The sequence below is a fragment of the Staphylococcus sp. HMSC065D05 genome, assembly GCF_001813195.1.
Taxonomy (GTDB): domain Bacteria; phylum Bacillota; class Bacilli; order Staphylococcales; family Staphylococcaceae; genus Staphylococcus; species Staphylococcus epidermidis.
In genome coordinates this window covers 395,452-418,493 of the sequence record NZ_KV811746.1, presented here as the reverse complement: position 1 = coordinate 418,493, position 23,042 = coordinate 395,452, and the positions used below count along the sequence as shown (strand labels likewise).

Annotated in this window: 26 protein-coding genes, 2 pseudogenes and 1 riboswitch; of the genes and pseudogenes, 3 read left to right on the top strand and 25 right to left on the bottom strand. The window is 29.7% G+C overall.

The features are described 5' to 3' along the window. Nucleotides 1-66: 66 nt before the first annotated feature. Both HMPREF2897_RS07035 and HMPREF2897_RS07030 read left to right on the top strand, forming a co-directional pair. Nucleotides 67-645 (top strand): hypothetical protein, encoded by a 579-nt coding sequence (locus HMPREF2897_RS07035; RefSeq protein ID WP_070592841.1) that lies wholly within the window; start codon nucleotides 67-69, stop codon nucleotides 643-645. Between the two features lie 13 nt (nucleotides 646-658). After that, nucleotides 659-877: an SA1362 family protein gene (locus tag HMPREF2897_RS07030; RefSeq protein ID WP_001831076.1), complete on the top strand. Its 219-nt coding sequence runs from the start codon at nucleotides 659-661 to the stop codon at nucleotides 875-877. Between the two features lie 40 nt (nucleotides 878-917). Here the strand turns inward: HMPREF2897_RS07030 and HMPREF2897_RS07025 are convergent, their stop codons facing one another. Beyond that, nucleotides 918-1,748 (bottom strand): lipoate--protein ligase family protein, encoded by an 831-nt coding sequence (locus tag HMPREF2897_RS07025; protein WP_002457720.1) that lies wholly within the window; start codon nucleotides 1,746-1,748, stop codon nucleotides 918-920. Nucleotides 1,749-1,907: 159 nt separating this feature from the next. On the opposite strand from HMPREF2897_RS07025, the gene HMPREF2897_RS07020 reads away from it, so the two are divergent. Continuing rightward, on the top strand, nucleotides 1,908-2,294 hold the full coding sequence (locus HMPREF2897_RS07020) for a rhodanese-like domain-containing protein (protein ID WP_002446524.1): 387 nt from the start codon (nucleotides 1,908-1,910) through the stop codon (nucleotides 2,292-2,294). Nucleotides 2,295-2,387: 93 nt separating this feature from the next. Here HMPREF2897_RS07020 and HMPREF2897_RS07015 read toward each other — a convergent pair. From HMPREF2897_RS07015 to HMPREF2897_RS06905, 24 genes and pseudogenes are all read right to left on the bottom strand, one after another. Then, nucleotides 2,388-2,905, bottom strand: a pseudogene (locus HMPREF2897_RS07015) (transposase); the annotation flags it as partial. 499 nt (nucleotides 2,906-3,404) lie between these two features. Then, nucleotides 3,405-4,913, bottom strand: a complete 1,509-nt coding sequence (gcvPB, locus tag HMPREF2897_RS07010; RefSeq protein ID WP_002446525.1) for an aminomethyl-transferring glycine dehydrogenase subunit GcvPB — start codon at nucleotides 4,911-4,913, stop codon at nucleotides 3,405-3,407. After that, nucleotides 4,906-6,252, bottom strand: coding sequence for an aminomethyl-transferring glycine dehydrogenase subunit GcvPA (gene gcvPA / locus HMPREF2897_RS07005; RefSeq protein WP_002446526.1), 1,347 nt, complete (start codon nucleotides 6,250-6,252; stop codon nucleotides 4,906-4,908). The genes gcvPB and gcvPA overlap by 8 nt, the downstream gene beginning before the upstream one ends. Before the next feature lie 19 nt (nucleotides 6,253-6,271). Beyond that, a complete protein-coding gene (gene gcvT, locus HMPREF2897_RS07000; protein WP_002457722.1) occupies nucleotides 6,272-7,363 on the bottom strand; it encodes a glycine cleavage system aminomethyltransferase GcvT in 1,092 nt (363 codons plus the stop codon). A 78-nt stretch (nucleotides 7,364-7,441) separates the two neighbouring features. Further along, a riboswitch (glycine riboswitch) is annotated at nucleotides 7,442-7,584 on the bottom strand. Next, the gene (locus HMPREF2897_RS06995) at nucleotides 7,581-8,093 is read right to left on the bottom strand and encodes a shikimate kinase (RefSeq protein WP_002457723.1); all 513 of its coding nucleotides are present in this window, start codon (nucleotides 8,091-8,093) and stop codon (nucleotides 7,581-7,583) included. Its footprint overlaps the riboswitch before it by 4 nt. A gap of 164 nt (nucleotides 8,094-8,257) precedes the next feature. Then, entirely contained in the window at nucleotides 8,258-8,749 is a 492-nt protein-coding gene (locus tag HMPREF2897_RS06990) for a competence type IV pilus minor pilin ComGF (RefSeq protein WP_002457724.1), read from the bottom strand. Then, on the bottom strand, nucleotides 8,673-8,966 hold the full coding sequence (locus tag HMPREF2897_RS12320; protein WP_002446530.1) for a hypothetical protein: 294 nt from the start codon (nucleotides 8,964-8,966) through the stop codon (nucleotides 8,673-8,675). The genes HMPREF2897_RS06990 and HMPREF2897_RS12320 overlap by 77 nt, the downstream gene beginning before the upstream one ends. Next, nucleotides 8,953-9,390, bottom strand: coding sequence for a competence type IV pilus minor pilin ComGD (gene comGD / locus HMPREF2897_RS06985; protein WP_002446531.1), 438 nt, complete (start codon nucleotides 9,388-9,390; stop codon nucleotides 8,953-8,955). The genes HMPREF2897_RS12320 and comGD overlap by 14 nt, the downstream gene beginning before the upstream one ends. After that, nucleotides 9,380-9,697 carry a competence type IV pilus major pilin ComGC gene (comGC, locus tag HMPREF2897_RS06980; RefSeq protein WP_002446532.1) on the bottom strand — a complete coding sequence of 106 codons (318 nt, stop codon included), beginning with the start codon at nucleotides 9,695-9,697 and terminating at the stop codon, nucleotides 9,380-9,382. The genes comGD and comGC overlap by 11 nt, the downstream gene beginning before the upstream one ends. 17 nt (nucleotides 9,698-9,714) lie before the next feature. Then, the gene (comGB, locus tag HMPREF2897_RS06975) at nucleotides 9,715-10,782 is read right to left on the bottom strand and encodes a competence type IV pilus assembly protein ComGB (RefSeq protein ID WP_002446533.1); all 1,068 of its coding nucleotides are present in this window, start codon (nucleotides 10,780-10,782) and stop codon (nucleotides 9,715-9,717) included. After that, nucleotides 10,754-11,728 (bottom strand): competence type IV pilus ATPase ComGA, encoded by a 975-nt coding sequence (comGA, locus tag HMPREF2897_RS06970; protein WP_002446534.1) that lies wholly within the window; start codon nucleotides 11,726-11,728, stop codon nucleotides 10,754-10,756. The genes comGB and comGA overlap by 29 nt, the downstream gene beginning before the upstream one ends. A gap of 56 nt (nucleotides 11,729-11,784) precedes the next feature. After that, nucleotides 11,785-12,408, bottom strand: coding sequence for an MBL fold metallo-hydrolase (locus HMPREF2897_RS06965; protein WP_002446535.1), 624 nt, complete (start codon nucleotides 12,406-12,408; stop codon nucleotides 11,785-11,787). After that, entirely contained in the window at nucleotides 12,408-12,734 is a 327-nt protein-coding gene (locus HMPREF2897_RS06960) for an MTH1187 family thiamine-binding protein (RefSeq protein ID WP_001831234.1), read from the bottom strand. Before HMPREF2897_RS06960 ends, HMPREF2897_RS06965 begins: the two co-directional genes overlap by 1 nt. After that, a complete protein-coding gene (locus HMPREF2897_RS06955; protein WP_002446536.1) occupies nucleotides 12,734-13,720 on the bottom strand; it encodes an ROK family glucokinase in 987 nt (328 codons plus the stop codon). Before HMPREF2897_RS06955 ends, HMPREF2897_RS06960 begins: the two co-directional genes overlap by 1 nt. Next, nucleotides 13,720-13,920, bottom strand: a complete 201-nt coding sequence (locus HMPREF2897_RS06950) for a YqgQ family protein (protein WP_002446537.1) — start codon at nucleotides 13,918-13,920, stop codon at nucleotides 13,720-13,722. Before HMPREF2897_RS06950 ends, HMPREF2897_RS06955 begins: the two co-directional genes overlap by 1 nt. Beyond that, entirely contained in the window at nucleotides 13,904-15,364 is a 1,461-nt protein-coding gene (locus tag HMPREF2897_RS06945; protein WP_038813170.1) for a rhomboid family protein, read from the bottom strand. The genes HMPREF2897_RS06950 and HMPREF2897_RS06945 overlap by 17 nt, the downstream gene beginning before the upstream one ends. Further along, on the bottom strand, nucleotides 15,365-15,916 hold the full coding sequence (locus HMPREF2897_RS06940) for a 5-formyltetrahydrofolate cyclo-ligase (RefSeq protein ID WP_002446539.1): 552 nt from the start codon (nucleotides 15,914-15,916) through the stop codon (nucleotides 15,365-15,367). It abuts the gene before it with no gap. Between the two features lie 180 nt (nucleotides 15,917-16,096). Further along, nucleotides 16,097-16,246, bottom strand: a complete 150-nt coding sequence (gene rpmG / locus HMPREF2897_RS06935) for a 50S ribosomal protein L33 (protein ID WP_001830957.1) — start codon at nucleotides 16,244-16,246, stop codon at nucleotides 16,097-16,099. 104 nt (nucleotides 16,247-16,350) lie between these two features. Further along, the gene (locus HMPREF2897_RS06930; RefSeq protein WP_002475076.1) at nucleotides 16,351-18,438 is read right to left on the bottom strand and encodes a peptidoglycan D,D-transpeptidase FtsI family protein; all 2,088 of its coding nucleotides are present in this window, start codon (nucleotides 18,436-18,438) and stop codon (nucleotides 16,351-16,353) included. 400 nt (nucleotides 18,439-18,838) lie between these two features. Continuing rightward, a complete protein-coding gene (locus HMPREF2897_RS06925) occupies nucleotides 18,839-19,438 on the bottom strand; it encodes a superoxide dismutase (RefSeq protein ID WP_001831217.1) in 600 nt (199 codons plus the stop codon). A gap of 403 nt (nucleotides 19,439-19,841) precedes the next feature. Next, nucleotides 19,842-20,261: a Fur family transcriptional regulator gene (locus HMPREF2897_RS06920; protein WP_001831164.1), complete on the bottom strand. Its 420-nt coding sequence runs from the start codon at nucleotides 20,259-20,261 to the stop codon at nucleotides 19,842-19,844. A gap of 2 nt (nucleotides 20,262-20,263) precedes the next feature. Then, nucleotides 20,264-21,112, bottom strand: coding sequence for a metal ABC transporter permease (locus HMPREF2897_RS06915; protein WP_002446541.1), 849 nt, complete (start codon nucleotides 21,110-21,112; stop codon nucleotides 20,264-20,266). A 33-nt stretch (nucleotides 21,113-21,145) separates the two neighbouring features. Further along, nucleotides 21,146-21,944 (bottom strand): annotated as a pseudogene (locus HMPREF2897_RS06910) (metal ABC transporter ATP-binding protein). 201 nt (nucleotides 21,945-22,145) lie between these two features. Beyond that, nucleotides 22,146-23,036: a deoxyribonuclease IV gene (locus HMPREF2897_RS06905; protein ID WP_002446543.1), complete on the bottom strand. Its 891-nt coding sequence runs from the start codon at nucleotides 23,034-23,036 to the stop codon at nucleotides 22,146-22,148. Between the last annotated feature and the right edge of the window lie 6 nt (nucleotides 23,037-23,042).

Here is a 23,042-nt window from a genome sequence, read left to right as displayed (position 1 = left end):
TTTATACATTAGAATGATAGCATAACTAGTAATAATAATAATAGTTTTTGGTTTAGGGAGAATACAATGAAAAAGTTAATATTAATAGTTGGTGCGAGCAGTTTGCTAATGGGTTGTGGGAGTCAGAACTTATCTCCTTTAGAAGATAAAACGACTGAGTTACGTGATGATAATCATCAATTAAAACTTGATATTCAAGAACTTAATCAAGAAATTGGCGAACATAAATCTAAAATAGCCGCCCTTAAACAAGATAAAGAAAATACTAAAGAAGCTTCATCTAATAAGTTAAAAATAAAAAATTTAAAAGCATCATCTGATTATTATGATTCTATTGCAAAAGCCATTAAAGATTATAGAGATATTGAGTCAAAAGTTAATAAAAATAATAATAAAGTGACGATTCAAAGAAAATTAGATGACATTTCAAATAATATTGACAGTTCTTTCATTAAATATAAAGAATCTGTAGACTCTGAATCACAATCTGAAGAAGATAAGAAAAAAGAAAAAGAAATACGTCAACTTAATAAAGACTTATCTTCAGCATTCAATACAATTAAAAAAGGATATGAAACGAAAGATAATAACAAAATAGAAAAAGGTCAAAAAAAACTTGCAACAATAAATACAAATTTAAATTAATAGGAGTTTTGAGATGCGTAAATTCATCTTTTATTTAATATTAGCGATAGCTGCATTTGGTTTAATGATGAATCTTGATGAGTTTTTATTTTCAATTATGAAAGCTATTATTAGTTTTGCAATTATAGCTTTAATTATTTATATTATATATTATTTCTTCTTTTTAACAGAAGATCAAAGGAAGTATAAAAAAGCACTTCGTAAATATAAAAGACAAAAAAGAAAGCAATAAGGCGATATCAAATGATTTCGCCTTATTGCTTTCTTCATAATTATTTACGGTACATCCATGCTTCAGAGCGATATTTTTCTTCGAGTTCTTGTACTTCCTCTTTTTGTTTTTCCGTTAATTCTAGAGGTTTAAAATCTATATTCAGTCCTTTTTTAAAACCTGATTTAAAGGCGTTCTCCATTTCATTTAATGTAATATGTTGATTTGAAATGTCATTAATAGCTACAGCTTTTTGAACAAAATTTTCTTTCATTTTCGCTTTTAGTCGTTCATTTTTAAATATAAACATATCAAATAAATCATCGATATCTATATCTTGTAAAATTGAACCATGTTGAAGAATGACACCTTTTTGTCTGGTTTGAGCGCTACCTGCAATTTTTCTGCCTTCTACTACAAGCTCATACCAACTAGGTGCATCAAAACATACCGAACTTCGTGGTTGCTTTAATTTGTCTCGTTCTTCTTTAGAACGGGGGATAGCGAAATAAGTTTCAAAACCTAAATTTTTAAAACCTTCTAATAATCCTTGTGAAATAATTTTATAAGCTTCAGTTACAGTTGAAGGCATATTTGGATGAGACTCTGGAACAATAACACTATATGTTAATTCTTTATCGTGTAACACGCCTCTACCACCCGTTTGACGTCTTACTAAGCCATAGCCCTTTTCTTTTACTTTATCAATATCAATTTCTTTTTGGAGCCGTTGAAAGTAGCCTATTGAGAGTGTTGCAGGATTCCAAGTATAAAATCTTATAACTGGATCAATTTCTCCACGCGATACAAAATTTAGTAACGCTTCGTCCATTGCCATATTATAATAAGGATTTTTGCTTCCAGTATTTATAAAATTCCATATTTCAGTCATAATCATACCCCTATCGAAATATTAAAATTAAAACTATTATGTTTCTCTTTGTATATTTAGATTATGTGATATAAACATAATCTAACTCGAAAAAATATTTTGATAAATTGTACTAACAGTCTTATAATTATAATATCGGTAAATTAGGGAGGATGCAAGATGAGTATCTCTTTGTACATTGCAATTGGTATTATTGTTATTATCATTGCATATATGATTATCCAACAAATTCTTAATAAGCGAGCTGTAAATGAATTAGACCAGAATGAATTCCATAAGGGTTTAAGAAAAGCTCAAGTTATTGATGTGAGGGAAAAAGTGGATTATGATTATGGACATATTAATGGTGCACGTAATATTCCTATCACAGTATTTAAGCAACGATTTCAAGGACTAAGAAATGATCAACCTATTTATTTATGTGATGCTAATGGTATAGCAAGTTATCGTGCTGCACGTATATTAAGAAAAAATGGATATAAAAATATTTACATGCTTAAAGGCGGTTACAAAAAATGGACAGGTAAAATAAAATCTAAAAAGTAATTTTACGAAATGATGTCTTTAAGTTATTAAACTCTTTGAAAGGATTAGGTTAATAGATGCTTTCAAAGAGTTTTTTAGATGATGATATATAAATCATTTAAAGAAAATTCTGGACATAAAGTTCCAGGATAAGTAAATAAGGACAATTTCTATTGAAAAATATCGAAATTGTCTTTTTTATAAATTTTTGATTATTTTCAGCTCGTTGAGCTGTTACTTTTCTTATATTAAGTTCCATTAGTAGACATCATAGTTCTCTTTTGGCTTTATATATACCTTGAACAGACATTCGAGTGAAACCTAAAATAGCCTTCATAAATCTAAAAACAGGCTCCACACTAAATTTTCTTTGACTGTAGATGGTTTTTGTTTTTGGTTCTGAAAACTTTTTATTAATTTGCGCTTTAAAATATTCCAAACTATAATTCTTCATTATTTTTTTGTTTGTTTTGAATTGAAGTTCATACATTGGTGTGTTTCAGAGGACACTCTGAACAATCATCACATTTATTTATTTTAAAGTCTCGTTTAAAACCATATTTATCATGACGATAGGCATATCTTTTAAATCCTGGTCTTTGATTGTTTGGACAAATGAAATCATCGTTAATTTAGTTTAGTAATGTTTATTAAATTATACGAATGGGCCTTATTTTTTAAAGTATTTCAATGTAAAATTACATATAAATACAAAGTATTTTGGCGAGACTCTTGAGGGAACAGGACAAGCTGAAGACTACAGGCTGAAGCTGTCCCCTAAGAAAGCGAGCCAACAATACGAAGTATTGTAAATAAAGAAGCCAGTAAATGAATTTAAAAAACTCATTTACTGGCTATTTTGCTAGGAATGATGTCCCAGCCGCTTTCTTTATTTATATAATTTTCATATTGAGAACGACTCGTCATCAAAAGGTACCGTCTCAGCCCGTATAGAGGATTGGCGCACCTTTCTCAAAAATATCATAAAAAAGCTACGTATTAACATCAAATCTAATTTTTAAATGCTTTAAAAAAGATATTTTCTATTTAGTAAAAGATTAGTATAAGTTAACTTTTGATTATTGTAACTTATAGAAGTTTTAGCTAGTATAAAGATTTCTTTTTAGTGATTTAATTATTTTCAGAATCAATATTTGTGTGTTCTTTATACTTTTCGTTCTTAAGTTCTTCAAATTTAAGAATTGGTTTTCGTGCTGCAGTCGTCTCATCTAATCGGTCAATTATAGTTGTATGTGGTGCTTCTAAAACTTTATCTGGATCATTTTTTGTTTCATTAGCGATTTGAATCATCGCATCAATAAAGTAATCAAGTGTTTCTTTAGATTCAGTTTCTGTTGGCTCAATCATCATTCCTTCTTCGACATTGAGAGGAAAATATATTGTAGGTGGATGCACACCAAAATCTAACAGTCGTTTAGCCATATCTAATGTTCTGACACCATATTGTTTTTGTAAAGTTCCACTTAATACAAATTCATGTTTACAATATTGATTGAACGGAATTTCAAAGTGATTTTTAAGGCGAGATTTAATATAATTCGCATTAAGAACGGCAGCTTCAGATACTTCTTTTAAACCATTGGCTCCCATTGATCTGATATAAGTATATGCTCTTAAATAAATACCGAAATTTCCGTAAAACGGTTTTACTCGTCCAATTGAATTTGGAATATCATTGTCATATTTATATCTATCATTATCTTTTATAACCATAGGCTTAGGTAGATAACTGGCTAATTTCTCTACTACTCCAACTGGTCCTGATCCTGGTCCACCACCGCCATGAGGACCAGTGAATGTTTTGTGCAAATTAAGATGTACTGCATCAAAGCCCATATCACCAGGACGTACTTTATCTAAAATAGCATTTAAATTTGCCCCATCGTAATATAATAAACCACCTGCTTCATGAACGATTTTCCCAATTTCAATAATATTCTGTTCAAATATACCTAATGTATTTGGATTAGTTAACATGATTGCAGCTGTATTGTCGTTTACTACTCTTTTTAAATCTTCTATGTCAACTTCCCCACGTTGATTAGATTTTACAGTTACTGATTTAAATCCAGCAAATGAGGCAGAAGCAGGATTAGTACCATGTGCTGAATCAGGTACTATTACTTCATCTCGATGGCTTTGTCCATTTTTTTCATGATAAGCTTTAAAAATCATTAAAGCGGTCCATTCACCATGCGCACCTGCAGCAGGTTGTAGGGTAACTTCATCCATACCAGTAATTTCTTTCAATTCTTCTTGTAAACTATATATAATTTCAAGAGAACCTTGGACGTGTTCTTCTTCTTGTAAAGGATGAGATTCACTAAAACCAGAAATACGAGCTACCTTTTCATTAATTTTAGGATTATATTTCATCGTACATGAACCTAATGGATAAAATCCAGTATCAACCCCGAAATTTTTATTTGATAGTTCAGTGTAATGTCTAACTAAATCTAATTCTGAAACCTCAGGAAACTCAGCCTTATGTTTACGAATATACTTATCATCTAAGAGTGAAGCAATATTGATATTTTCAATGTCATTTTGTGGTAAAGAATACGCATATCTATCTTTTTTGGATCTTTCAAATATTAAAGGGCTTGATTTACTAATCATTTAACTCACCTGCTTTCATAACAAAATCATCTATTTCATCTTTAGATCTTAACTCTGTAACTGCGACTAACATATGGTTTTTAAAATCATCTGATACTTCACCTAAGTCAAAACCACCAATGTACCCATATTCTGCTAATTTAAGATTAATATTTTTTATTGGTTGATTAAATTTGACTACAAATTCATTAAAAGATTGTGCTTTTAGTACCTCAAAACCATGCTCTTCAAACTTATTTTTAGCATAATTAGCATTTATAAGATTTTGAACTGCAATTTCATAAATCCCTTGTTTACCTAAAGCAGACATTGCTATTGAAGATGCAAGTGCATTTAAAGCTTGATTTGAACAAATATTAGAAGTGGCTTTATCACGACGGATATGTTGTTCTCTAGCTTGTAAGGTGAGAACAAATCCACGATTACCTTCGTCATCTTGAGTTTGTCCAACTAATCGACCAGGTACTTTTCTCATTAATTTCTTTGTTGTAGCAAAATATCCACAATGTGGACCCCCAAATTGGGTAGGAATACCAAAAGGCTGTGTATCTCCCACTACTATGTCTGCCCCGAATGTACCTGGTGGTGTTAGTAATCCTAAAGAAAGTGGATTGGCGTATACGATAAATAAAGCTTTCTTATCCTTTATATAATTATTAATTTGTTCTAAATCTTCAATAGAACCATAAAAGTTTGGATATTGTACAGCGACAGCTGCTGTGTTGTCATCGATAAGTTGTTCTAATTTTTCTAAATCAGTAATAGTACCTTTAAGGTCAACTTCAATTATTTCAAATTCATCACGAGTTTTGGCGTATGTGTGTAGAATTTGTAAGGCTTGATAATGTAGTCCACTTGAAACTACAATTTTATTTTTTTTCGTATGACTTAGCGCCAATATACATGCTTCAGCAAAACTAGTCATACCATCATACATAGAAGAATTTGCTACATCCATATCTGTTAATTCACAAATGAGTGTTTGAAATTCAAAAATTGCTTGTAACTCACCTTGAGAAATTTCAGGTTGATAAGGTGTATATGCGGTGTAGAATTCAGATCTTGAAATCATTGCATCGACAACAGCAGGAGTATAATGATCATAAACGCCCGCACCCAGAAATGTTGCATGTGTTTCTTTAGTTGTATTTTTAGCTGCGAGACGATTTAACCTTCTAAGTAATATCGTCTCCGCTTCGCTTTCGGCAATGTTTAAATTTCTTTTTAATAAAATATCTGTAGGTATATCATCAAATAATTCGGAAATAGACTTTGCCCCAATACTATTTAGCATTTCATTTTTATCTTGTTCAGTTAATGGTATATAACGATGACTCAATATTTACACCCCTTTAAATTTATTTCTCAATTTGATTTTTTTTAACTATTTTTGCCTCAACTTGACGCTTACGTATTTGCACTATTACTTTTTTGCCCATTTCAAATGCACCTCTATCTATTATTGCAAGTGCTATAGATTTACCAGAAGATGGGGATTGTGTTCCTGATGTAACGAAACCAATTTGATTACTATTTTCATCTAGTACTTCATAACCTGTTCTAGCAATGCCTTTACCTAATAGTTCAAGACCTACTGTTCTACGCTCGGAACCATTTTCCTTTTGAGCTTTGAGTACTGATTTGCCAATAAAATCATTTGCAATTAACGGTTTAGCAGCGAAGGCTATTCCTCCTTCATAAGGAGTAATTGATTCAGATAAATCTTGACCATGTAAAGGTAATCCAGCTTCAAGTCTTAGAGTATCACGAGCACCTAAACCGCATGGTGTAACATCGTATTTTAATAATTGTTCCCATATATCCTTAGTATCTTCTTGCTTACAGTAAATTTCAAAGCCATCTTCTCCAGTATAACCAGACTGCGAAAGAATAATAGATTTACCAAAAAGTTGTACATTCTGTTTAAATTCAAACATTGCCATATGGCTTACATCTACATCCACTAATTCATTTATCAATGCTCTTGAACGAGGACCTTGAATAGCTAATTGTCCGTATTTGTCTGAAGTATTGCTTACATCTACGGTGAAATTAGAGCTATGTTTTTTAATCCATTGATAATCTTTATTGGTATTTGCAGCATTTACAATAAGCAAGTAGTGGTTTTCATTAAGTTTATATGTAACTAAATCATCAATGACTCCACCTTCTTCATTACATAAAGCACTATACATTGCTTTATCATTTGTTAGAAGATTTGTATCATTAGAAAGGATGTATTGTATAAATTGTTCTGCATCTTTACCACTAATCTCTATCTCTCCCATATGACTTACATCAAAAAGACCAACATTATATCTAACTGCGTTATGTTCTTCTTTGATACTTGAGAATTGAACAGGCATTGCCCATCCACCAAACTCAACAATTTTAGCACCACTATCAACGTAATTTTGATATAAAGGTGTTTTTTTCAAATCTGTTGTCATACTTGTACCCCCAATTAATAATTTTTAAAAAACAGGATAGCATAAAGCTACCCTGTTTTAATACTCATTTCAGGAATGCGTCACAGTATTATCCTTTTGCCTGAGAGTTTCGTTATTTCACTTGCACCTTCGGCGATAGAGAGTCAAAATTGTAATAGACTATAATCGTTTAACTCATAATGATTCAAGTTTTGATCTCTATTCTCTCTAATACTGATCAATCGCTTAATAATTTTGTTTTAATTAAAGTACAAATTTCAGAGACACTCTGTGCACTATCAACTTTCATGAATGCGATTTCATTATATCTTGAAAGTCTTGAAGAATACAAGGCATCAAGTTGGTTAAGATTTTTACTTTTAGCATTGGGTCTATGTGAATCATTTTTAACTCGTTTGAAAATGATTTCAATGTCACAATCTAGCCAAACCACATGCTTTTGGCTTTTTAAGAGCTTTAATGAATTCGTATCTTCTATAATACCTCCTCCAGTTGAAATAATATCGAAAGTATTGAGACATGCTTTTAGGTACTTTGTCTCCAATGATCTAAAACCTTTTTCTCCGATATCATTAAATATATCAGGTATAGATTTACATTCATTTACTTCAATAAAATTATCTAAATCCACATAACTTAAATTATATAAATCTGAAAGATATTTTCCAACAGTGGTTTTACCAGTTCCCATGAAACCAACTAAAATAATAGGCACTTGAATACTCTTCAAATTAATCTACCTCTTTTAACTTATTAACGATAACTTTATTGTAGTAAACATCTAAGTTATGTATTGTCTTTAATTTTAAACTATATTGAGAGATATAAAAAGATATAATTGATAAATAAATTGAAAAAATTACTATTAAATATAAACTAATGAACGCTTTTTGGCTATAAAAAAAGGATTTCTTTGTGTTTATCGTTCGCATCTCCTGTTGTTATTAATAATTTCACTATATTATCGTTCGTTTTTAATATACGAGTAGATAAGACATGATTTAACAATGTAATATTACCTCTTTGATTAATATTTTTGTAAATTTTACGGTTCTTATAAATATACCTAATAACATCTTTATTTTTCTTAAGTTTAATTGTATATGCATTTTCGATCTCATAATTGTTTTTAGTCGTCATTTTCTCTTTAAGTAAATCTCTTCTAAAAAATTCAAATTGAATATCTTCGTTATTTTGAGCAGTATTTAGATAAAATGAAGTCAATTTAAGTATAGTCGGTAATAAAGTGAGTATTAAAGTAGTCACAAATAAAGCAAATAATGCTTCGATGTAAGTAAATGCTTTTATATTAAATAGAAATACATGTTCGCGTATTAAATGCTTTATCCGCCCCACATATTTTATGATTGAATAATTGTATTTCATAATTTTCTATTACAACCCCTTGATAAAGTTCTTTCTTTTTATAGTGTTGAAGACTAGTTATCATGATTTGCTTGATTTTTATGTTATTTAAATTGATAAGATACTGATTGTTTAAGTTTGAAAACATAGGTATTAAAATCATTGTTATTGTACTAACTATAAAAAAGGCTAGCAATGCATCAATAATTAAAGACCCTTTAAATTTATATTTTGACAAATCTCAAACGCCCCTTTTCAATATGGAAGATTAATCTATAAGCATGTGAATTATATTGTAAAATGAGCGAACCAAAATGATTGATATTTCCATTTTTATCAAAATTTAATGTTTGAATTTTAGCTATATTAGTCACTTTTCCTTTATTAAGTTTAAAACTATATTTATCTCCATTTTCTTCAACTACTTGTACTCTATTTGAATTATTAAAAAATAATAAAGTTATCGATTCATTGTTGCTAATAGCTTTAGATTTATAGTAATTAAATTTTGTTATTAATTGCTTAATTTCATGTTCTTCATCAATTAGCTGAATGTCGAATAGGTTTCGTGACCATAAAGTTGTTATCAACAAGCAACTGATAATAAACAAAGTAAAAATCATCTCGACTAAACTAAATGCTTTAATGTTTTTAATTGGCAACTGCCTCTCCATTTGCAATACTAATTGTCTGACCGGATTTACATGTTTTTTGTCCTTCTTTTATAAAACCATCTGAAACCAAATCATCAATATTAGAAGGGTTGCGGTTATGTTTTAAAGCGTAGGCTTCTATTTGACTGTTTACCATTTTAACTTGAGCATCACATCCAGTTGACTGAATATGAGATGTTTGTTTTGCAATATTTGGAATTATAAGTATTAATAATAAACTGATTATTAGTAATACTAAAAGCATTTCTATCAAGGTAAATGCTCGTGTTTGTTTCAATAATTTCAATGTTTTCATTGATGTCACTCCTCAAATTATTTTATTGTTTGCATAAGTTCGAACATAGGAAGCATAATGACTAAGTATAAAGATACAATAAAAATTCCCAAGATAAAGAAGATGATAGGTTGTATAAATTTTGTTTGTTTTAACACTTTTTCCTCAAATTGCTGTAATAACATTTGACTGTATAATTTTAATTCTATATCTAATTTTCCATTTTTCTCTCCTTGTTCTATGAATTTAATTAAATCATTTTGAAAACATTGTAGATTCATTAATATAGTAGGTAACGGGAGCCCTCTATTAGCTTCTTTAAAAAGACAATTACCCAGAAATTTAAGAAATTCGTTATCTTGCTCATTACGATATATTTGGACAATTTGTTGAAGACTTGTACCATTTCTGTAAAATAAAGAAAGCTGATTGGAAAGTTGATAAGTTCTATATATTTTATAATACGTATTAATCATTGGGATTTTTAAAATAGATTTTAATTTTCTCTCAATTGGTAGATAATAGTAAAATTTATAAGTGATAAAAAATGCTATACCACTCATAAAGATAAAAATGAAAGTTAGCTTGGGAAGAAGGGTAATAATAAGAGTTAGTAGATTTTGAAATGTTGATAATTTAACATTCATAGTCTCATAAAGTTGTTGAAATTGAGGTATGACAGTTATATTTAAAATGGTTAATATGAATAAGAAGATAGAAATTAATGCAACAGGATATTGTAAGGTTTTGATGAGTCGTTTTTTAGCTTTCAAATTTCTTTTCATATATTGAACAGTATCAACGAGAGCCTCATCAATGTTACCGTAGTTTTCAGCAAATTTTATTTGAAGAAGAACTAATTCTGGATACCCTATCATTTTTAAAATATCATAACATGTAGCGCCGTTTTGTAGATGTTGGATAATCTTTTCATTTATTGTTCGTTCTTTATATTTAAAATAAGAGTTTAAAAATTTAAAACTTTGATATAAAGTGAATCCGTGACTTAAAAGCTGATGTAATCTCTGTAATAAGTTTATTGATTGTATTTCAGTAAGATATTTATTCCTCTTATATTTAAATGTATTTATCGACAACTTCTTCACATATAACACCTTCTTTAGACATTTTGTTTAAATGTGTAGATAATTTTGTGAAATTTTTAGGTAAAGAATGATTATGTTCAAAAAAATAATTGATTTGGCTTTGAAACATTAATTCCGATACTAGTTGACGAGTATTTGTAGTAGTAGTGATTAATCTTTGATTAGAAATTAAATTGATTGCCTGGCACAACTCTTGGACAGAAATACCCATTTCTAATAATCGTAATAATGCTCCCTTGCAATCATTCGCGTGCATTGTCGACAAAACTAAATGTCCACTTAAACTGGCTTGAATCACGTATTTAGCTACGGTAGAATCTCTGATTTCACCAATTAAAATTACGTCCGGATCACACCTTAAAATGGCTTTGAAAGAGCTTTCATAATTTATACCTGCCTTTTCATTAACTGATATTTGTGTGATTCCATTGAGTATTTGTTCTACTGGATCTTCAACTGATATTACATTTAAATTCAAATTTTGATGTGCATAAAGGACCATTTGGTACATTAAAGTACTTTTGCCAGAGCCAGTTGGCCCACTAAACAAAAGTAGACCTTGTTTCTTTTTCATGAAATGTTTAAAATCTTTAAATTCATATGATTCTCGTTTAGTTTGGAAGTATTGAGGTACTATACGAATTACACAACTTTCATTGCCTAATGATAACGGTAATGTAGAGATTCTTAAATAATATAAACGCTTCATCTTATAACTATATCTACCACTTTGTGCCCTATGCTGTGTTGATACATCTAACCCAGATTGAAACTTCATGTATATAAGTAATTTTTTATAAATTGGAAATGAAAGTGTATCATATATTGTGAGCTCATCTTTAATTCTTAGCTTAATTATAGTGTGTTCCTCACATGGTATAAAGTGTATGTCACTTGCTTCTTGCTTAATTGCATGATTGATAATCTGTTCAAATAAAATTTTCAAAAAAAATCACCTCCTACATATATAAACGTAGGAGGCGATTTTTTTACTCTCTAATATTAACCATTTATAAAAGGATTGAGTTGCTCATCGTCAACTGTGGTGTAAGGCCCATGTCCAGGGAAAAGTGGCATATCACCTTCTAATTCAAATAATTTATCTTTTATTGAATCAATTAATGTTTCATAATCTCCCTTATAAAGGTCTGTACGACCGATACCATTTTTGAACAGAGTATCGCCAACAACAGCAAAGTCATTAAAAACAAAACTAAGACTACCTGGAGAATGACCAGGCGTATGTAATACTTTGAATTTAAATCCTTCAATCTCTGCAGGACCCTCTGATAAACTTAATGGATTTGCGTGACTTTCTATTTTAGATAAACCATATTGTGTAAATTTAGATGAGCCATTTTTATCTGGATCAGTTAAAAAATCAAACTCATCTTTACTCATATAAACTGGAACCTGATATTTTTCAATAATATCATCTAATGCTCCGATATGATCATAGTGTGCATGTGTTAATAAAATTGCTTTTAAAGGTTTATTGATTTGATTTAATTTTTTAATTATTTTTTGACTTTCACTTGAGGGATCGATTAATATTACATTTTCTTCATTCTCAATGAAGTACGTATTAGTGTCAACGATTCCTAATGTTAAATTTGAAATTCGCATTATAATTCACCACTATGGTCTAGATGTTTTTGTACTGATTTTAATTTATCATTCATTTTTCTTGATTTATCTCGACGATCATCAATTCTAATATTTGTACAAACTCTATCTAATCCTTTATCAAAAGGTAATTCATGAATCGCTTGAATCACCTCAAAAAGATCTTTCAAATCACCTTCGATTAATGTATTCATTGGTGTTAATTGATAATCAATTTTCCCTTGTTGTTTAAATTCATTTAACTTTGTTTGGATTTCTGCTATATATTTACTTACACTAGGACCCTCTGTTCCTACTGGAATAACTACTACATCAACAATTGCCATTATTTAGCACCCTCTTTATCTATGATATATGTTTTGATAAGTCCAGCTGCACCAGTAATACCAGCATCATTCCCTAATTTAGCTTGTACTATCTCAGTATTATTTTGAGCTGGAGTAAAAGTTAAATTACGATATTCAGTTTTAATATTTTCTATAAGGATAAGTCCGGCAGTAGACATGCCCCCTCCTAGAACAATATATTTTGGATTACTAGTAACGCTAATGATACTGCATAAATAGCCGATATAATTTGCAACTTTTTCAGTTATAAATATACAGAATTGATCACCGGCTTTAGCTGCATCAAATACAGCTTTTGCTGTTACTTGGTTATCTTTAATAAGTTGTAAAATTGATGATTTAAACGTTAATTTAGGATAATAGAAATTAACTAAATTTACTACACCAGTAGCAGAAGCAACTGTTTCTATACACCCTGATTTACCACAATTGCATTGAAAACGTTGATCAAAATCAGCTCTTAAATGTCCAATTTCAGCGCCTGACCCATTGTGTCCATGTACGATTTCTCCATTAGAAATTATACCTCCACCAAGTCCGGTACCTAAAGTAATTGCTACTACATCATCAGCACCTTCACCGGCACCTTTATGTTTTTCTCCCAATGCAGCAACATTAGCATCATTATCAACATAAACTGGACAATTAACATATTGTTTGAAAATTTCTCTTACATTGACACTACCTGGCCAATGTAAATTAACAGCTCCGTATACAACTCCAGTATCAAAATCAACAGGTCCAGGAACACCAATACCGACTCCAACAACATTGTTAAAATCATATTTAAATTCTGCAACCTTTTCAGTAAAAGAATCATAAATGTTTTTTAAAAGTAACTCACCAGTGTGGTCACTTGTATCAGTATCAATAGACCATTTATGCAATTGTTCTAAATCCTTGTCAAATATCCCCAATTTACAAGTTGTTCCGCCTATATCGGCAGCTAAAATAATATCTGTCATTATTTTTCATTCCTTCTTTGATTTATTATCAGTATACAATTCAGATATTCATCCTTCGTTAACAATTGATAACTATATAAGGATTTAATCTCTTGTATCATCATTTCATACATATCATCTGGATTTTTAAAATAGATAATGAAACCATATGTTTTAAGTAATTGTAACACGTCATAAAAATTTTTAATTTTTCGCGTCATTAGATTTACTCAACTCTTTTTTTAAATTAACATATTTTTTATTATTAGGATTAATTGCTACAGCTTTTTTTATATATTTTAAAGCCTTTTTATCATCACTTAAAGAACGATTAGCTATAGCTAATTCATAATTAAGTACACCTGAATTTGGAAATTTTCTTAAACCTCTTTCCCATTCTGATACGGCCTCTGCTTGCGAGCTCTTAGTTGCAGTAATCAAACCACTAAGGTAATATGTTTCATCATCGGCGTAATTATTATTAAGTGTTTGCTTTACAACATGTTTTGCTTCGCTATAATTACCTTTAATCATTTCATCCCGAATTAATTTATCATAGATATTATCCTCACTTATAGTAAATATTCTAATTTGTAAAACAATGAATATAAGTAAAAATACAATCAAAAATGCCCAAAATAAAGAGCGATGTGTTTTGAAATAATAGCCTATTAATGTAATTAATACACCACTGATAAATCCACCTAAGTGTGCCATTATATTAATATTAGACATAAAAAGTGAAAAACCGATTAAAACAACCAATGCAATTAATAACTGGCCAATCATTTTTTTATTAAAATTCTTGCTTAAATACATAATCACAAAAATAGAACCAATTAAGCCAAATATTGCTCCACTAGCACCGACTGAAATTGTAGACGTATTAAAAGATAGAGAAACAAAATTTCCATATAATCCGGATATAATATAAATTATTAGCATTCGCCATGAACCAATGATTGATTCGACAATTTTACCAAAAATAAATAGAGAAAGCATATTCATTAAAATGTGTTCGAAATTAAAATGTAAGAACATTGACGAAATAAGTCTATACCATTCTCCATGTACAACATTAAAATGAACAAGTCCACCTACTTCTAATAGTTTAACATCAGAAAATCGATTTAAGTATAAAATCATACATAACCATATCACAATATTAATTAAGATAAGTGTATATGTAATAGGGGTAAAACGTTGCATATGTTTATCAACAAGATTTTGTGTCAAAACTTTTCTTTTGTAATAAAGATAAGTCTTTTTATCTTCATTATTAATTAGCATTTTTATAAGTAAAAAGTTTATAGGGAGTGACTTTAAGCTTTGCTCATTGCTTAAAATTTTAAATTTCAGTTTAGTTGGTTTTTCTTCATTTAAATTTTCTTTTGAAAGCTCTTTATCCGTAAAATAATAAAATTCATAAGATTCAGGTAAATAACCGATGAATTGTTGTATTTCTTCAGGTCGTTCCATAATTTTTGATTTATCAAACCTAATCTCTTGGGTAGATGTAACATTTTTTCTAAAAACAACAATGGATTGTTTTCTCTTATGAGACAACCATATTTCATCGTCCCCTTTATCACGATAAATTACATTATAATTAAGATACCTAATCCAGTAATATAAGGCCTTCCAATAAAGTTTATTAATATTCATTTATTCCTCCACCACTTTATTGTGATAAATAATTAATTGCTCTACAGGTTGATCGTGTGGTTCTATATTGAATTGGGCTAACTGAAAATCATATAGTAAACTAACTGTATTACTTCTATGTTGGCTCAGGAATCGGTCATAATAACCACCACCATAACCTATTCGATAGCCCAATTTATCAAATGCAACCCCAGGTACTACAATTAAGTCCATTTTATTCGTTGTACCGACTGGGGAAATAGAATGATAAATACCTTTGCCATCTTTCTCGATATCCTCAATTGATAATAGTTGTTTAAAAGTCATTTCTTGCTGTTGATAATTTGTTTCAGGAACAAAAATTTTTTTATTATTATGTAGCGAATAAGTAATAATTGGATATGTATTAACTTCATGAGGCATCGATAAAACAATACCAATTTTGTTAGCTTTGCGATAAGCTTCACTTTGATATAATTTCTTAGCCAACCATTCATCAGCCAAATGTTTTTGTACTTTGTCGTAAGATTTCATCTTTTTAATTATATTTCTACGTAGTCCCTTTTTATCCATTTTATTCACCCATTTCGTTCACTTAACATTATAACGTTTATAGTAACTAATGTCATTAAGTTGGTATTTAAAGACAAAAAGTAAATGAAAAATCCCTTCAAAGTTTTCACTTTTATAAGTGGTTACTTTAAAGGGATTAAATCGATTTTATATCGTCATGTACAAATTTAAAAACATTAATTATTTAGTTTCACGATGTAAAGTATGTTTATTATCACGTGAACAATATTTTTTCATTTCTACACGTTCAGGATTATTTCTTTTGTTTTTTGTTGAGATATAATTTCTATCTCCACATTCTGTACAAGCTAATGTAACGTTTACGCGCATGAATTTCTCCTCCTTACCTTTTCAAAATACGACTTATTTATTATACCAATTACTTAACTAATTGCAAAGTATAATTTTATGATTAGTTAAGTTGACAATTTAAATTAATCTTCTTTCTCTTCGTTATTAGATCGAGAGTCATCTTTATTATCTTTATCTTTAAAATAGTAGTTGATTACGTCTCTACCTAAATCTCCACCATTTAACCAAGGTGGTGGAACAGGTTGATTTGTGTAGACAATTGAAAAAGATAATTTAGGATTATCGACGGGTGCATAACCGATATATGTTGAATTAACTCTAGGTTCTCCATCTTGAAAAACTTCAGCAGTCCCAGTTTTACCAGCTGAAGGTACTACAGTATTTCTAAAACTAGCATAACCCGTACCTTGCTTTTCATTGAAAGCCATTTTAAATCCTTCTTGAACTTCTTTAATTTCGTCACTTGAGTTATTTACCTTATTTAAAACATTACCCTTAATTTTACGTTTTAATGGGCCAGTTTCATCTTTATTAGTAGATTCATAAATAGACAATCCAATATGTGGTTGAATTCTATAGCCATCATTTGCAATAGTTGATACGTATTGGGACAACTGAAGTGGTGTATATGTGTCGTATTGTCCAATAGCTAAGTCTAAATAGTTACCAGGATTATTAGTTAAGGGCTCTATTTGGCCTGGCGTTTCGTTCGGTAAGTCAATGCCTGTTTTTAAGCCAAGACCTACTTGATTTAACCCTTTACGCAATTTACGACCCGCATCTGCTATATTATTAGGTAATGACATACCTGAAGTATAGGGGTCACCTGCTAATTTAAGTGCGGTTTTAAACATGTATACGTTTGATGAATGCATAAGTGCTTGTTTATCATCGATAGATACATGACCATTTTTATTAAAATATGATCGTTTAGTTAAACCACCTTGGAATTTTAATGGCTCATCTACCATAGTTTCTCCAACATTAATAGCTTTATTTTGGTACCCAGCTAATAATGTTCCTCCTTTTACTGAAGAACCGACCGTGTATTGAGCTGTAAAGTTGCCAATATCATAATCTTTGAGTTTACCCTGCTTATCAATTTGCTTCCCTGCCATAGCAAGTATGTCTCCATTTCTAGGATTTTGGACAACCATTAACGCATTGTCCATATCCTTAGCACCTTGACTACGTAACTTAGAAATTTGTTTTTCTAATAAAGATTCTACTTTTTTCTGTAAATCAATATCTATAGTTAATTGTAAATCATGACCTCTTGAACCAGGATTAAGTACTTCTGAACTTATTACTCTACCAGATTTATCAGTTGTATATTTCATTTGTTTCTTCGTGCCTTTAAGAACATCTTCGTATTGATATTCAAGATAAGATTTACCGACACGATCATTGCGTGAATAACCTTTTGATAAATATTGTTCGGTTAATTCTTTAGGTATACCTTCAGTCGAAGTCGACACATCTCCAAATATACCTCTTAAAGTATCACCGTATGGGTATTTTCTATCCCAATCCATTGTAGTGTTTACACCAGGTAATTTAGAAAGTTGTTGTGATACGGCTGCATATTCTTTCTCGCTTACGTCTTCATTTTTAATTGTTTGAGGATCTAGAGTTGACCCAGCATTCATTTCCCGATAAATTGCTAAAACTTGCAAATCTTTTTTAGTTAACTGTTTTAATTGTTTTTTTCCTATTTTATCTCTTAATTGTGTATCAAATTGTTCTTGTGAAATACTGCCATCTTCTAACATTAATTGTTCTTTTCTCATTAACTTTTTAGCAGATGACGGATACATTTGAATCCAAAAATCCTTTTTATCTCTCTCAGTAATTTTATCCGTATCCATTTTAATTAAATCTGTCAGTTTCTTAGCAGTATTTAACATTTCCTTTTGTGAAGTTTTACGGTTTCTAGTGTATGTAATAGACATCTTTGAAGCATTATCAACTAGTACTTTGCCATTTCTATCTAGTATTCGGCCTCTTGGTACTGATTCATTAACAGTTATATTTTCATCGTTTTTGATTAATTGTTTGTAATGAGATCCTTGTGCTATTTGTAAATAACCTAATCTCAATACGACTATAGCAAAGATAAATACTATAAATCCAAATATGAAATTGATTCTTTTATTCATGGTGTTTCTCATTTTTTCATCATTTGTTTTTTCTTTTAATCTTTTCAGCAAAACAACCTACCTCTATTCAAAGTCTCTCATACAAATGATATATGATATTAGATTATTTTTCTATCATTTTAACAAAAAAGAGACGCAGAAAAATTCCTTTATCAATTGATAATCAAATTTATAAATATACTTTTAAACAATAATCAATAATAAAAATTTTTACATCGGTTTCATCAGTATTGTAATTCAAACTAAATGCATATACTTTTATGTTAATTTAGATTTTAATAAAAATGGATATTAAGTAATGAATCTCATTTCTCACGTGTTGTAGATAGTATTTAGTTTTATATGTAATTAGCCCTTAGATGACGATCATCTAAGGGCTACAACAAAAAATATAAGGTATTGTTTAAACTGATTTTTAGAATTTCTATGTTCTAAAGTTATTTAATATTGATTATTTAGTTGCATTATATAATTCATTAACTTTTTCCCAGTTAACAACATTCCAGAATGCATTGATATAGTCTGGGCGTTTATTTTGATATTTAAGATAATAAGCATGCTCCCAAACATCTAAACCTAAAATTGGTGTTTTTCCTTCAGTAATTGGATTATCTTGATTTGGTGTTGTAACAATTTCTAATTGTCCATTGTTTACAACTAACCAAGCCCATCCTGAACCAAAGCGTGCTGCAGCTTTATCTGCAAATTCTTTTTTAAATTCGTCTAAAGAACCCCATTGTTCTTTTATTTTATCTACAACTTCACCTTTTTCTTCAGAATTTGGTGATAATAGTTCCCAGAACAATGAATGGTTAAGGTGTCCACCGCCATTATTACGAACAGCTGTTTGAATATTAGATGGCACACTATCTAAATTAGCAACAATTTCTTCGATTGATTTAGCTTCTAAATCTGTCCCTTCAACTGCTGAATTTAATTTTGTAACATATGTGTTATGGTGTTTATCATGATGAATTTCCATAGTTTGTTTGTCGATGTGTGGTTCTAATGCATCATATGCATAAGGTAAATTTGGTAATTCAAAAGCCATAAATAATCATCCTCCTAAATTGTCTATAACTATATCATAACAAGTAGATTTATAAGCAACAAAGAATATGCTTTCAAAAAAGTTTTAATTGCAGAATTGTTTTCCCGACCCACACTACAATTTATCAAAATTGTTAATGTGAATCTTCTTAATATTTTTCTAAATCTACTAATTGATATACTATAAATATATCTCAAATTTGTGAAGATTAAACATAAAAATACATAAATTTTAATAAATACGACTAATGGCCTATAATTAGTAAAAGAACTTCAGTTATTATCACTAGGTTCTTTTGCTACAAATCATGAGTATTCATTTTATATTAAATATTTAAAATTTCATGACCGAAAATTTTAAATTGAAATGATGAAATGTGCCAGTATTATGATCCGAATGTTTTTTAGTTTGCTTTACGTTGACATTCTTCACAAATACCATACACTTCTAGTTTATGAGTATGAATATTTACATTGGGTAATTGACTTTTAATCTTCTCAATTGGACAAAAATCAATCACTTTAGTTTCTCCGCAATTTTCGCAAATAAAATGATGATGGTGATGATTTGTGCATGCGATTCTGAATTTCATTTCTCCATCTAATTCGGTACTCTCTATAATGCCTAAATCTTTAAATAAATGAAGATTTCTGTATACAGTATCAAATGATATTCCAGGATAGTCCTTATCCATTTGTTGTTGAATATGTTTAGCATTTAAATATTTATCCTCTTTAACAAAGATATCTAGCATATCTTTACGTTTATCAGTGTATTTAAGTCCGTTTTCTTTTAAAACTTTAATTGCATCATTTGTATTCATTCTTAAACGACTCCCTTTTTGAACTTAATTTTTAACTTCTTAATAGTCATCGTTAGTATGAGCATTACTACTAATAGTACAACAATGACACCACCAGGTGATATATTCATGTAAAAAGCTATAATTAATCCTAGAATTACAGACAGTTCTCCTAATATAATACTCAATGCTATTAATTGTTTAAATCCTTTAGTTATTCTCATTGAAATTGCTATAGGAAGAGTTATTAACGCGCTTACTAATAATATACCTACAACTCTCATTGATGCAGATATAACCATTGCAACAATTACTATAAACAAAAATTGAATCCACTTTGGTATACCTATGACCTTACTATATTCTTCGTCAAATGATAAAATAAATAATTCTTTATAAAATAAAACAATAAATATGAGAACAATTATTGTAATGATAATAATTGTAGTTAAATCACTAATATTTACTGCACTAATTGATCCAAATAGTAGGCCTACGATTTCTTGATTAAAACCATCTGCTAGAGAAATAAAAATAGCACTTAGGGCAATACCAGCGCTCATTATAATAGGAATTGCAATTTCTTGATAATTAGAAAATGAAGTTCTTAATTTTTCAATTAATAACGCTCCAATAACAGCAAAAAGAATACCAAACCACATAGGGTTTATTACTGAGAATACGGGAATAATGGTAAGCAAAAACATACCAAAGGAAATGCCACCTAATGTCACGTGGCTCAAAGCGTCAGCAATTAATGATAGTCTTCGAACTACAATAAATGCACCTATTAATGGTGCGATAAAGCCAATAAGCAGACCGCTAATCAAAGAATATCTAATAAAATCAAAATTTAATAACGCATCTATCAAAAGTTACACTTCCTCTTTGTTTCTAATATAAATTTATTCATTTCCCTCATTACAACATGTTCGGTTGTGTTGATGATCAACAAATTGAATAGGATGACCATAAATTTTTGAAATTTCCACTTCATCTAAAGACTTGAATGCTTCTGTAGAACCATGGAAATGAAGATGTTTATTTAAACATGCTACTTCTGTAGCGGTATCTGCTACAACGCCAATATCATGGGTGACTAAAATTATTGTAATCCCCTGCTTTTTTAATTTATCAAGTGTATCGTAAAATTCGCTTACATGTTTTGCATCAATTCCGTTTGTAGGTTCATCTAACACTAGCACACTTGGGTTAGAAATAAGTGCTCTAGCAATAAGTACACGTTGTTGTTGTCCACCAGATAGTTCAGCTATATTTTTATTTATTAAATGAGATATATTTAATCTCTCTAATACCTTTTTGACTTTTTGATAATCACTTTTATTGAATCTTTGAAATATTTTTTTGGTTTTAGTCAGACCACTTAAAACAACTTCCTTTACACTAGCTGGGAAACCTGCATTGAAGGCAGAAGCTTTCTGAGAGACATAGCTAATTTTCAATGAAGATTTATTACTTTTAAATGGTTTTCCTTCAACAATTATCTCACCCTTTTGTATAGGCAATAGCCCTAATATGACTTTTAGTAAAGTAGATTTACCTGCCCCGTTTGGACCAACAATTGCTAAAAATTCGCCCTTATTAATTTTGATATTTATGTTCTCTAATACATGCTTATTATCGAAATAATAATCTAAATTTCGTAATTCAAAAACTGGCGTTGTCATGGTTTTCACCTCGCATATAACTATACAACTTATTAATTTTTATGTAAATAGTAATGTTTACGACTATTTTAAATTACATATAGTTTTGGTTGTTCTATAATTAGTCTAATGACTTGATAGTCGTAATTAAAACGTTATTATTTTTATTTAACATGATCAAATAATTAAGCCATTCACTGAATGAAAAGACGATGAATGGCTTAATTTTATAAATATTTTATTGATTTAAAATTTTGTTCTTGAGGTCTGGATCAAATTCTTGTGATTTTAACATGTCTATTTCTAATTTATACGGTGGTTTTTTATTTTTTTTATCTTCACCAACATATGGAGTTTCTAATATTTTTGGAATATTTTTAAAAGTATCATGATGCACTACGTAATTAAGTGCATCAAAGCCAATATGACCAAAACCGATATTTTCGTGACGATCTTTCTGTGCACCTCTTAGGTTTTTACTGTCATTAACATGTACTACTTTAATTCGATCTACTCCAATTATATTGTCGAATTTTTCTAGTACACCATCGAAATCTTCTTTGACGTTATATCCGGCATCATGAGTGTGGCACGTATCAAAACAAACTGATAAGCGATCATTATGTGTAACACCATCAATTATTTGAGCAATTTCTTCAAAAGATCTCCCTACTTCTGTTCCTTTACCCGCCATAGTTTCAAGTGCTATTCTTACATCATTATCATGTGTGAGTACTTCATTAAGTCCTTCAATAATTTTTTGGATTCCTTTATCTACACCTGCTCCGACATGCGCCCCAGGATGTAGTACAATATCTTTTGCTCCAAGTGCTTGAGTTCTTTCGATTTCTTTTTGTAGAAAGTCAACTCCTAAATTAAATACTTCAGGTTTGGTTGTATTTGCAATGTTAATGATATATGGTGCATGTACAACGATATTTGATAAACCATATGTTTTCATTGCCTGTTGGCCTTTTTCGATATTTAAATCTTCAATATTTTTACGTCTTGTATTTTGTGGTGCACCTGTATAAATCATAAATGTTGATTCACCATATTTATGTGCTTCTTCTGCTGACCCTTGCAGCATTTTTTTGCCACTCATTGAAACATGTGATCCTAGTAACATTCATTT